Source organism: Scatolibacter rhodanostii, from assembly GCF_900197595.1.
Lineage (GTDB): Bacteria > Bacillota > Clostridia > Oscillospirales > Acutalibacteraceae > Scatolibacter > Scatolibacter rhodanostii.
Window position 1 is genome coordinate 624,522 of sequence record NZ_FZLO01000001.1, and the last position, 12,733, is coordinate 637,254.

Below are 12,733 nucleotides of genomic sequence, written 5' to 3' on the forward strand. Positions count from 1 at the left end.
TCGGATTGCTAGTTTTTACTTACTTTTCTTATTTGTTGTCATCTGGGCAAGCGGATTTGCATTCATCGCACTCTCAACTTGCGTACTAGAAGTGTGTGTATATATCTCCGTTGTGCCTAAATTTTCATGTCCCAAGATATCTTGTAGAACTCTAATATCCACATTGCCATAGCGATACATTAACGTGGCAGCAGTATGGCGAAGCTTATGTACAGAATACCCAGTTCCACCAAGTCCAATCTTCTTTAAATACTTTTTAACGATGAATTGAACCGTTTTGGGGCTAATTCTTTGCTTGCGGCTACTAAGAAATAATGCATTTCTGTCAACAACAGCATTTTTAGGGCGGACTTTAATGTAGCTATCAACGGCTTGCAGGCAAGCCTCATTTAAGTATATAATGCGCTCCTTATTTCCCTTACCTAAAATTTTAATCGTAGAATTTTGATGATAAACATCCGATAAATTAATGCTAACCAATTCAGACAAGCGCAATCCACAATTCAAGAAAAGAACTAACATGCAATAGTCACGTTCTTTATCTGGACCCTCTACAGAATTCAATAGTTCGATACTTTGTTCTAATGAAAGAAAATGGGGAAGAACTTTTTTCTTTTTTGGCGCCGAAAGATTCTCTACAGGATTTTCTTCCAATAATTTCTCATGCACAACTAAATATTTGAAAAAAGATTTTATAGATGACGATTTACGTTGCCGTGTTGCGCTTAAATTATTGCGATCATCAGATACGTAGTTCATAAATTCAAAAACTTCGTAGGTAGTGATTTTCTTAATAAAATCCAAATCAATTTGTGCAATTAAAATTTCTTCTATAGGTTCATTTAATTGCTGCCGCTGCTTTTGTAAAAACCTAAAAAAAGTTCTTAAATCTAAGCAATATTCATCAACAGTTTTAACAGATAAGCCTCTGATATTTCTTAGATATAATGCGTATTGACGCACTAGTAATGGCATTTCAGATAAGACTAAACTAGCCATAATAATTTCAATCCCCTGAATTATACAAAATATTTATTTTGTATAATTATATACAATTTTTAAACAGTTGTCAAGAAAATAATTATACTACTCTGTACATGCGCGAAAAGCATCTCTTATATCTCTTACCCCTACAATTTCCATGTTCTTATAAGATTTGCTAATATTTTTCAGACCATGAAAAGGTATTACACAACGATTGAACCCAAGGCGTGAAGCTTCGCTGATTCGTAAATCTGCCTGACTAACATTTCGTAACTCACCAGCAAGTCCAATTTCACCAAACACAACCGTATCTTCTCGAATCACAACATCTTTTAAGCTAGAAACCAGCGACATTGCCACCGCTAAATCAACTGAAGGCTCGTCCAGTCGTAATCCTCCCACGACATTAATATAAGCATCTAAATTGCCAAAATAGAATCCAGCTCGTTTTTCCAACACAGCTAAAATTAACGACATCCTATTATAATCAAATCCAGTTGACATACGTCTTGGCGTTCCAAATCCTGAATTCGTTGCCAGTCCCTGAATCTCAGCTAAAATTGGACGTGTGCCTTCCATAACTGCTGTCACACATGTTCCCGGTGTATTAGTCGGCCTTCCAGACAACATTGCCTGCGACGGATTTTCTACTTGGTGTAACCCATCTTTTCCCATATCAAAAACACCAATTTCATTTGTGGAACCAAATCGATTTTTAACTGCACGTAAAATTCTATAGGTCATCTGTCTATCGCCTTCAAAATACAGCACAGCATCAACCATGTGCTCTAATACCTTAGGACCCGCAATAGCACCATCCTTATTAACATGGCCTACTAAAACAATAGGAATATCCAGTGTCTTTGCGCAGCGCATCAATAAATTAGAGCACTCTCTCACCTGAGTAACGCTCCCGGGTGAAGAATTCAAATCCGGATGATTCATCGTTTGAATCGAATCAACCATTACAATGTCTGGTGATTCCTCACGAATTTGATTAACAGCATGCTGTGCGTCTGTCTCTGTTAAAATCATTAAATTTGGACTGTCTACTCCTAACCTGGAAGCTCTAAGTTTAATTTGCCTAGCTGATTCTTCTCCAGAAATATATAAAATTTGATGGTTCTCCCCTAAATGCTGACAAACCTGTAATAGGATAGTTGATTTTCCAATACCAGGATCACCTGAAATTAGTACCAACGACCCCTTTACAATCCCTCCGCCTAACACACGGTCAAACTCAGAAAGTCCTGTTTTATATCGATATTCTTCATCATTTGAGTCAATTTCAGATATCTTCATTACAGCTGTTTTTCTTGTAGAGCTGCTACTTGTGGTATATGCTTTAGATAAACCTGTTTCTTTTATCTCTTCTTCCATTGTATTCCATGAGCCACATATTGGACATTTACCTGCCCATTTAATTGATTCTGCACCACATTCTGAGCACACAAAAACTGTCTTATTTTTAGAAGCCATTTAATTCTCCTGTACTTTATTCTCTATTTTCTTCTTATTATAGCACTTATGTTCACTCAATAGAAGTCGAAGACGTACTTTTTTCATTTTGTTGGCTTTGGTTCTTCATTTCAAGGTAATTAATAATACCATCCGTTATAGAAATCGCTATTTTTTCCTGATATTCTGTTTGGATTAGCTTGTTTGCTTCTTCATAATTAGAAATGAAACCACATTCCACTAAAACCGAAGGCATTTGACTATAGTAAAGAATATAAATGTTTTTACTAGCCGCTTTGCTTTCTCGAGAATTTTCAGGTTGGGTGTTTTCTACTATTTCACTTCGAATACTCTCTGCTAAAAGGGCACTTTCTGTTCTATTTCTGGAATAAAAAATTTGAGCTCCTTTATATTTTTCTTGGGTAAAATGATTTTGATGAATACTGACAAAAGTGCAGTTATCATATTCTTTGACAATTTCCAATCTTTTTTTAGTGTCAGAACGCTTTCTTTCAGCGATACTTGGCAACGTATTATCTCCAATTAGTGTATCGCTATCTCTCGTGAGAATCACTTGAATACTTTGCTCTTCAAGCCTATCTTTTACCATTTGTGTGATTGTAAAATTAATGTCCTTTTCGAGCGCACCATTCACTCCCATTGCGCCTCCATCTTCACCGCCGTGCCCTGCATCTAAAACAATAATTTCATTTCGGTATTTCTCTTGCTTTTCAAAAAAATCAGCATGAAAATTTACTACTGCTATTGCTCCAGTCGTGTGAAAAACAAAGGCAGATAAAGTAAGGCATAGTAGTAAAAAAGGAAGGATTTTTCGCACTAAATAAAATTCAGATTTTTTCATAGATAGCTCCCCTATTATCATCTTAAGAACTATATGAAAAAATCGCTTATAATATGATAAGAGCCTCTTGCATTTCATCTCAAGAGGCTCTACATTTGGTTACGACTTATATTCCATTTTTTCGAGGGACCAATCTTTTAAAACATTAAGCATATCTTCAGCAGTTTGCCTAGCGCCCACTAAATCATGCTCTAAATAATTGCCACACTCTTCACGTTTGGAACCCGGAATCTCTCCTGAAAAGGAAGCAATAAACGTAAAGCTATTTACTAATAAAGTAATTACTTCTTCATGCGAAATATTATCCCGAACAAGAAAATAAAATCCTGTTCGACATCCCATAGGTCCCACATAGATTATACTATCGGAATAATCTGTATTGCGAACATAAGTAGCAAATAAGTGCTCAAAAGTATGCATCGCTCCATTGGAAAGATAATCTCCACCATTGGGTATTTTCATACGAATGTCATAGGTGACAACATCTCCATCAATTCTAGAAATATAAACTCCTTTTTCCAGTAAATCATGGTTAACTGAAAAACTTGCTATTTTTTTCATATCATACTCCTTCAACCGTCACTTTTGTACCGCCCACAAAACGGATAGAAAGCACATAGCAACTGCCTTTTCCAAAAACTTTTTCAATCATATCTCTATAATCATTCAACCTATCAAATGGAACAAAAGCTTGGATTGTGCCGGCAAATCCTCCGCCATGTACACGGCATGCCCCACTGCCTTTCAAAAACTTTTTTGAGAGAGCTAATGCCAAGGATAGTCCCTGCTCAGAGGGATTTAGCGTTGCAAACACATTCTGTAGCCTAGTCTCAGAAGATACACCAGATTGATTTATTAAAGCCTTGAAGCTCTCAAAATCACCATCCTTAATAGTTTGTGCTTCCTCTGCTGCTAAAATATCTTCATCAAAAAAATGCATTGCACGCAAAACAGCTCTGTCCCCTGTTTTTTGGCGTACCTCACCAATATTCTGCCAGAACTCTTCTGGATTTACTTCGCGCAAAACTTCTTTCCCAAAGAACTGTGCAACAGATTTCATCTCTGCCGGAATATAAGCATATTCATCTGTTAAGTCAGCATGGTTGCCACCCGTATCCACAATACAAAGCGCGTGTTGATAACTATGTAAATCAAAATCAATATGCTCTACAATTGGGTTTGCTGTATCTTTGAAATCTATAGCAGTAACACCACCAACGCTACTTGCCATTTGATCTAGTAAACCAGAAGGCTTTCCGAAATAAACATTTTCCGCATATTGTGCAATAATTGCTGTCGTAATGGGATCAATCTTTCCTTCATTGTAGAGTTCACTAATAATAGTAACAATGACTACTTCAAAAGCGGCTGAGCTAGAAAGCCCTGAACCTTTGAGAACACGAGAAATTGTGTAAGCCTCAAATCCGCCTACATGATAGCCAAGCTCTTTGCACTTAAAGCAGATTCCCTTTATTAATGCAGAGGCTGTTCCTATCTCTTCCTCTCTTAAAGACAAATCAGAGAGATCTGCAATATCCATACCGGGGTATTCATAAGACTTTAAAAGAATCTTGCTGTCTTCAGTTTTTCTCGCAGCTGCTACAATATCCAAATTCACAGCACCCGCCAGCACTCTTCCATGGTTATGATCTGTGTGGTTTCCGCCAATTTCTGTCCTACCGGGAGCACTGAAGAATTCTATCCCATCTGCATTCACGAATTGCTTAGCAAATTCATCTTTAATCGTTTTGTAGCGTACACGCTGTTCTTCTGCTTCATTTTGATATAATTTCTTAAAATCTATTGTCACGTCATTCACCTCTGTAAATTCATCAAATTGCAGCCAAATTCTTATTTATTTGCTATTAAGTTAGGTCATTATATCAAGATTCTTCTAACAAATCAAGCAATTCTTCCTCTGTAAGAACTGCTATTCCAAGAGTTTTCGCCTTGTCAAGCTTACTCCCGGCCTCATCACCCGCCACAACATAACTTGTCTTTTTAGAAACAGAAGAAGAGACTTTTCCGCCCGCTTTTTCAATCCTGTCTGCCGCCTCTTTTCGATTCAAGGTTGGCAATGTTCCTGTAAGGACAAAAATCTTTCCGGCCAATATTTGAGTTTGTCCCTCTACAACATGTGCCTTCATATTTAGCCCGTGACTTTTAAGCGCTTGGATGAGCTCTTTAGTGCTATGCTTATCAAAGAATGCTACTACTTGCTCCGCCATGATTGTGCCAAAACCTTCTATTTCTAAAACTGAATTAACGTCTGCTGTCATTAACGCTTCAATATTAGAGAACCTTTGACACAATAACTTTGCAGCCTTTACACCAATATTAGGAATACCCAGTCCGAATATCAAACGATATAAATCCGCTGATTTTGATTTTTCAATTGCTGCAACTAAATTATATGCACTTCTTTCCGCAAAGCGTTCCAATGTTACAAGCACTTCAGCTGTGAGATTATATAAGTCTGACAAAGAATGGATCAAATTGGATTTCACCATCTGCTCAACAATAGCTGGCCCCAATCCGTCAATATCCATAGCGTCCCTAGAGGCAAAGTGAATTAGACTACGTAAGATTTGTGCTGGGCATTCCGGATTCACACAACGCGTAGCTGCCTCTGTCTCTAACCGCACAACTTCTTCTCCACAAGAAGGACAATTTTGAGGCAAGAAAAAAGGTTGGCTATGCTCTGGATTTGAAATAACAGAAACCACTTCTGGTATGATTTCACCAGCTTTTCGCAAAATCACTCTTGAACCAATTCGAATGTCTTTTTCTGATATAAAATCTTGATTATGAAGTGTTGCCCGGCTCACCGTTGTACCAGCCAATAATATTGGTGAGAAAACACCTGTCGGAGTTAATACGCCTGTTCGTCCAACATTAATCTCAATATTAGTAAGTGTCGTTTCTTTTTCTTCTGGAGGATATTTATAGGCTTCTGCCCACCTTGGAAATTTAGCAGTGCTCCCAAGACTATCTCTTTGCGAAAAGTCATTTACCTTTACAACGGCACCGTCAATAGGATAGGGCAATTCTCCCCTTTTGTTACCCAGTTCATGAATAAAATGAATAATGTCTTCTATGTCTTTTGATTTATAATAATTAGGGGAAACAGTAAATCCAAGCTCTTTTAGTTTTTCCAAAGATTCATCATGTGCGGTCAACGTTACTCCATTTACTTGCTGTACATTAAAAATAAAAATATCTAAACCTCTACTTGCAGTAACCCGTGAATCTTTTTGCCGCAATGAACCAGCCGCTGCATTTCTTGGGTTTTTGAATGGTTTTTCCTCCAACATCTCTTGTCTCTGAGATAGCTGTTCAAAACTTTGAGCAGACATATAAACCTCGCCTCGCACCTCTAGAAAAGGGATTTTTTCAGAGAGAGTTTTCGGCAAGCTTTGAATGGTTCGAATATTTTCAGTTACATCTTCTCCAACTTGTCCATCTCCCCGAGTTGAACCCCGAGTATATTGTCCGTCGATATATTCGACAGCGACGGACAATCCATCAAACTTGGGTTCAACTATATATTCAGGATGCTGAACAATTTCTTTTACCTTTCGATCAAAATCCCTCAATTCATCATCAGAAAATGCATCATGAAGGCTTTCTAAAGGCACTGTATGAACAACAGGAGAAAAATTATTAAAAATAGAGCCACCAATAAGTTGTGTGGCAGAATCAGGTGTAATGAGTTGAGGAAACTCTTCTTCTAACTGCTCCAATTCTCGGTAAAGCAAATCATATTCAATATCAGAAATTTCAGGCGAATCTTGGGTATAATATTTGTCATTATGATACTTAATTTCTTTATTTAATATCTTAATTCGCTGTCTAGCTTTTTTAATATCCATATATATCCTCATACATTATCTTTACTTCTTTAAGCGGCTTTTCCTGTCATAAATTGCGGAACTTCTCCAACGATAATCGTTTCACTAATTACAAAGCTTGTGCTGTCACTCACATCTGTCGCAAATTTTTTAGATTGAGAATGAGCAGCATAATTCACATTCATAATTAATCGATAGCAGGTCTGATTGATACCTGCAGAAACAAAGTCTGTTTGAAAAGACACATTAACACTGCCTTCTATATTTAGTCTTAGAGGCACAGAAAAGCCTCTGCCGTTTAAAATACCCATTTGAGTAGCACTACCAAAAGGAATGGTAGTATTTACCCTACCGTTTAACTTCTCATCAAGTAATCCTGTGATTTGTGATTTTAACTGATTTATTTTGCTTGTATTTGTAGTTGCTGATATTATTTTACCCGAATCATCGTTATTTATATCGATGTATTCCGTTTCAATTATTTGTTCGGTTGTAATTTCGTTTATAGTTTGCTCTATGTAGTTCTTTGTTGCCTGATAGACCATTTCATCTGAAACAGATTGCAGCGCCCATTCAGAAAGGACACTCGCCACAAGGAGAAAAGAAATTGTAAGTAAAATTAGTCTCTTAGCAATAAAATTTTTAGATTTGGGTTTGCGGTATCTTGGCATAAAAAACGGTTTAGATTTAGATATGTAACGCATAAAATCACCTCTTTCTATACTACGCAAAAGAGATGATTTTGCTACTGCTACTACTATTTAGTTACTAGTTTTTCTATCCGTCTAAGTGTTTCTGCAAGGGGAATGCCGACTATATTTGCATAATCTCCGCAAATCGATCGAATTAATCTTATTCCCTGACTTTCAATACCATAAGAACCCGCTTTGCCCATTGGTTCTCCTGTCTGAACATACTCATCAATTTCTTCATCGGTTAGAGAATAAAAAGTCACTTCTGTTGCCTGCACAAAAATATTTTCTTGCTCTTTAAATTGAATACATACACCTGAAAAAATGTTATGTGTTCTGCCAGAAAGCCTCTTAAGCATATTTTTTGCATCTTCAGAACTCTGAGGTTTACCTAAGATCAAATTATCAATCGAAACAACCGAATCAGCTGCCACAATAATATCAGTAGCCTTCCTGTCGATAGCATCTGCCTTGCGTTTTGCCAGTGTTCTCACAGTCTCTTCAGGTGTGAACGTGATTGGAACAGTTTCATCCACACCAGAAACTTTAACACTAAACGGAATCTTTGCTTGCTCAAATAGCAGTTTGCGACTTGGTGAAGAAGACGCTAAAACCAGTGTATGCTTACTCCAGTCCATTCGGGTTTTTCTCCTGCCATCTCCAAGTGTCTTCACACATATCTTTTAATGTACGTTTTACTTTCCAGCCTAACTCTTGGTATGCCTTGGATGGATCAGCATAGCATTCAGCAATATCACCTGGACGTTTACCTTTAATCGTATAAGGAATAGTTTTACCGGAAGCTTCTGAAAATGCGTTTAGGATTTCTAAAACAGAATGTCCTTCGCCACTACCTAAATTGTACACTTTTAAACCACAATTACCTTTTTCAAACAGTTGCAAAGCAGCCACATGTCCTTCAGCCAAATCAACAACATGAATATAATCTCTTACACCAGTACCATCAATTGTAGAGTAATCATTACCGAAAACACTTAATTCTTTTAATTTGCCAATGGCAACCTGAGAAATATAAGGCACTAAATTGTTCGGTATTCCATTAGGGTCTTCACCAATCAAGCCACTTTTATGAGCACCAATTGGATTAAAATAGCGAAGAATAATGGGATTAAATTCCGGTCTCGCATATGCATAGTCAGTAAGGATTCTTTCTATAAAAAGCTTAGTGGTTCCATATGGATTTGTAGTAGATAGTGGAAAATCTTCTCGAATAGGAACACTTGCCGGATCACCATATACTGTGGCTGAAGAACTAAACACAAAGTTTGTTACGTCATTTTTTTGCATTACTTCGAGCAAGTTTAATGTAGAAAATAAATTATTTTGATAATATTCTAATGGCTTTTCTACGGATTCCCCTACGGCCTTGAAAGCGGCAAAATGAATCACTGCATCTATATTTTCTGCCTGAAAAATAGATTCCAATTTCTCTTTGTCACACACATCTTCACAGTAAAACTTCACTTTTTTCCCAGAAATCTCTTCAATGCGCTCTATGGCAATCTTTTTGCTGTTTGATAAATTATCTAAAATCACTACCTCGTGTCCTTTTTCAAGAAGTACAATTGAAGTATGACTTCCGATATAACCTGCCCCACCTGTTACGAGAACCTTCATAAATTTCCCCTCCATCACTACTTAATTTTATGACTCTTTAAGAGTATATTATATAATCTTTCTAAAAACAATTCAACATAAAATTTACTTTATCTGCTGGTTTTTCCAATTTATCAAACAAGACATAATAAACAACTTGACTTTTAAATAAATTCAAGATAAACTATATTAGTTATTAATTGAGTCGTTTTATATCTCATATAATAATATTTTAGGAATTTAAATCAAAACACTTGGAAGCGTATCGAAGTGGTCATAACGGGCCGCACTCGAAATGCGGTAGTCCGCAAGGGCTCGTGGGTTCGAATCCCACCGCTTCCGCCAAAAAACTTAAGCTAAAGTGGATGTAGAAATATATCTGTTTCAGCTTAATTTTTTTATGCTACACTGGAATTGAGTTAGTATGAGAAACTGGTCGAATTCATGATATTAATATAGGACCTACAAATATGCTATTACATCATTATTCTAATGAAAAAATTGAACCTTTTATGAATTTATCTGAGCTAACTACGGATGAGTCAAATCTTATTCTCAATAAATAAAAGCACTCTGTCTGGAACAACGATGGAAAATCAGGTTCCAACAATAATATTAAAACGTCCATATGGCGCATTGTATAATAATTCCATTTGCTATATAATAAGTATATAATAATTAACGGGGGAATATTATGAGCATTAAAATTAGAAGTTACACTAAGGAAGCGGGGTATTCGGATGATTTTAAAAGAATATGTGAGTTTTTAATTCGCATAAATCATGATAAAGTCATTACACCTAATTACTTGTGGGCTCGGTGGGTATGGCAGTTCGGCCCCTATATGAGCATGGAACATTTATCAAATATTGGTGTTGTTGAAGATAACGGAATTATTGTAGGATTGGCAACTTATGAAAACGATCTCGGTGAAGCTTATTTCTGTTTAGATGAAAAATACAATTATCTGAAAGCGCAATTGATTGAATATGCTTTGCGAAATCTGAATTTACAGGGAAAAATAAAAATCACATTACCGGATGGTGATTTAGAATATCAGCAAGCCGCCATTCAGAAAGGGTTTATACCCACTTCTCAAAAATCCTCCGTAGCCATTATTGATATTAATGCGCATACTTATACCCTCCCAAATGGATATCGCATTATGAGCTTTAACGATAAAGATTTTGATATTGAACGATATTATAATGCAATTTGGAGAGGATTTGACAACCAGCGCCAACGTAATAAAATAGAAATGGAATCCATGAGAAAAAGAGAAGGCTTTGATGCTCCGTATTTAAACTCAGATTTGCGAATATTAGTCGTAGCTCCAAATGGCGATTATGCCGCTCATTGCGGAATGTGGTATCTGCCAAATAGTGAATATGCTTATGTCGAACCAGTGTTCACTTTGCCGGAATATCGAAAAATGGGATTAGGAAAAGCGGCTGTTCTGGAAGGTATAAACAGATGTGGCAAGCTTGGAGCAAAACATGCTTACGTGCTTTCATCCCAGCAGTTCTATTATAATATTGGATTTTATCCCGTCCAAAACGAAACATGGTGGTTACATAAAAACAGTTAAAAGTCTATTTTCTCTATACTACAAAATTAACTGGTTGAAATAAATGCAGTTTGCATCTATCTCAACCAGTTTTATCTTATATCTATTCAGTAAGTCAATAAGGTGTATTTTTTCTTATATGGATTGAAACCGTTTCGAGGAAAGTTTTTTCATATGGTGCAAATTATGTAGCTCCTTATGAACTCTCTTCACGGGATTCATCTTTACTGAACAACAACATCATATTTAATAATGTTACATATAGCTCCACCTATACTGGAAAAGTAAATTTGATTCGCTTCTATCGGTGTATAGATGAGAGACGACATAGCTTGTTCTCCATCGTTTACGAATATTTCTACCGAATATTTGTCCATTAATACGCGAATTTTGACTTTGCCTTTCTGCCCCTTTACATGCATAGCCCGTTTATGCAGAATGTCTTTTCGGATGCCCGAATAAGTACGGTCAAACGTTATTGTGTTGATCTTAGCATTGTATTGTAACTCTGAATAGTATTCATTATCTGCATCTGCGGCAAAACGGATAGAAAACTCTTCATATTCCCCTTCTTCTATTTCTACTAGCAGGTCAAACTGTCTACCTTGAACACCACTAAGTTCTTGTGAATCACATATTGTAATCGTATTATACCGTACTTCATTTTGATAGTAATCTTCTATTTCTTGGACAGGATTCTGATATAATACCCCTTCTTTTAGATGAAGTTCTCTAGGTACCGTCATAAGGCCAGACCACTTAAAATCAGGAGGAGTAATATAATTATCCCAGCTTTGCATCCAAGCAATCATAATTCTTCTGCCGTCTGCTGTTTCTAGCGTCTGTGGTGCATAGAAATCTAGTCCGTAATCAATTAATGCTACATGTTCCCGATTTAACTTATAATTATCTCGATCGTATTCTCCAATAAAATATATACTGTTATTTCCGTTGTGAAACTCAAGTCCTTTTGCCAACATCGCCATAGGAGAAATTAATAACAACTGTTTCCCACCCAAGGAAAAGAAGTCTGGGCACTCCCACATATTCCCATATTGGTTTTCGCTTTCCTCTACAATACTTACATATTCCCATTTTTGTGCATCTTGAGATTTAAATAGCAGTACCTGACCACCTGTACCTTCCCTTCTGCTGCCTAAAATTACGTAAAACACCTCACCTTCTTTCCAGATTTTCGGATCCCTAAAATCCTCTTTACTACTTCCTTTAGGCAAACTAGTACTGGTAATGATTGGATTATTATTCAGTTTCTTGTAATTTTCCCCATCACCTATCGCAATACATTGTGTTTGTGCGAGCCGTTTTGTACCATCTTCTTGCACTTTGTCCAATACACCTGTATACATCAAAACGTGTGTTCCTTCATGCTCCACTGCACTGCCCGAAAAGCAGCCTTGCCCGTCATATTCTCTATCCGGAGCCATCGCGCAAGGTAGTTGTTCCCATTTTATAAAGTCTTTTGACTTACTATGTCCCCAATGCATAGGGCCCCACGCTGTACTATATGGGTGGTATTGGTAAAATAAATGATACTCCCCTTTGTACACAGAAAAGCCGTTGGGATCATTAATCCATCCAATTGGTGCACACACGTGAAAGGATGGTTTCTGTCCTTCCTCAATCTGCTTCATGGCTTCTATTTCATATTTTCTCGCTTTTTCTAACATTATGCTCATCGCTG

At 36.8% G+C, this 12,733-nt stretch carries 11 protein-coding genes and 1 tRNA gene; 2 read left to right on the forward strand and 10 right to left on the reverse strand.

What is annotated here, in order from left to right:
* Window positions 1-15: 15 nt before the first annotated feature.
* From CS931_RS02785 to galE, 9 genes are all read right to left on the reverse strand, one after another.
* Window positions 16-999: a tyrosine recombinase XerC gene (locus tag CS931_RS02785; RefSeq protein ID WP_099204230.1), complete on the reverse strand. Its 984-nt coding sequence runs from the start codon at window positions 997-999 to the stop codon at window positions 16-18.
* Between the two features lie 87 nt (window positions 1,000-1,086).
* Window positions 1,087-2,463, reverse strand: coding sequence for a DNA repair protein RadA (gene radA, locus CS931_RS02790; RefSeq protein ID WP_099204231.1), 1,377 nt, complete (start codon window positions 2,461-2,463; stop codon window positions 1,087-1,089).
* A gap of 52 nt (window positions 2,464-2,515) precedes the next feature.
* A complete protein-coding gene (locus CS931_RS02795) occupies window positions 2,516-3,304 on the reverse strand; it encodes an N-acetylmuramoyl-L-alanine amidase (RefSeq protein WP_159459725.1) in 789 nt (262 codons plus the stop codon).
* Window positions 3,305-3,403: 99 nt separating this feature from the next.
* Entirely contained in the window at window positions 3,404-3,865 is a 462-nt protein-coding gene (locus CS931_RS02800) for an S-ribosylhomocysteine lyase (RefSeq protein WP_099204233.1), read from the reverse strand.
* Window position 3,866: 1 nt separating this feature from the next.
* A complete protein-coding gene (locus tag CS931_RS02805) occupies window positions 3,867-5,114 on the reverse strand; it encodes a galactokinase (protein ID WP_242964881.1) in 1,248 nt (415 codons plus the stop codon).
* Between the two features lie 73 nt (window positions 5,115-5,187).
* On the reverse strand, window positions 5,188-7,176 hold the full coding sequence (gene ligA / locus CS931_RS02810) for an NAD-dependent DNA ligase LigA (RefSeq protein ID WP_099204235.1): 1,989 nt from the start codon (window positions 7,174-7,176) through the stop codon (window positions 5,188-5,190).
* Between the two features lie 29 nt (window positions 7,177-7,205).
* Window positions 7,206-7,859: a sporulation protein YunB gene (locus tag CS931_RS02815; RefSeq protein WP_099204236.1), complete on the reverse strand. Its 654-nt coding sequence runs from the start codon at window positions 7,857-7,859 to the stop codon at window positions 7,206-7,208.
* A 53-nt stretch (window positions 7,860-7,912) separates the two neighbouring features.
* Window positions 7,913-8,485 (reverse strand): Maf family protein, encoded by a 573-nt coding sequence (locus CS931_RS02820; protein ID WP_099204237.1) that lies wholly within the window; start codon window positions 8,483-8,485, stop codon window positions 7,913-7,915.
* On the reverse strand, window positions 8,472-9,485 hold the full coding sequence (gene galE / locus CS931_RS02825; RefSeq protein ID WP_099204238.1) for a UDP-glucose 4-epimerase GalE: 1,014 nt from the start codon (window positions 9,483-9,485) through the stop codon (window positions 8,472-8,474). Before galE ends, CS931_RS02820 begins: the two co-directional genes overlap by 14 nt.
* Before the next feature lie 235 nt (window positions 9,486-9,720).
* Between galE and CS931_RS02830 the strand changes: the two genes are divergently transcribed.
* Together CS931_RS02830 and CS931_RS02835 are read left to right on the forward strand one after the other, a co-directional pair.
* Window positions 9,721-9,809, forward strand: a tRNA-Ser gene (locus CS931_RS02830).
* Between the two features lie 349 nt (window positions 9,810-10,158).
* Window positions 10,159-11,052, forward strand: a complete 894-nt coding sequence (locus tag CS931_RS02835) for a GNAT family N-acetyltransferase (RefSeq protein WP_099204239.1) — start codon at window positions 10,159-10,161, stop codon at window positions 11,050-11,052.
* A gap of 203 nt (window positions 11,053-11,255) precedes the next feature.
* On the opposite strand, the gene CS931_RS02840 is transcribed toward CS931_RS02835, so the two are convergent.
* Window positions 11,256-12,728 carry a glycoside hydrolase family 32 protein gene (locus CS931_RS02840; protein WP_099204240.1) on the reverse strand — a complete coding sequence of 491 codons (1,473 nt, stop codon included), beginning with the start codon at window positions 12,726-12,728 and terminating at the stop codon, window positions 11,256-11,258.
* Between the last annotated feature and the right edge of the window lie 5 nt (window positions 12,729-12,733).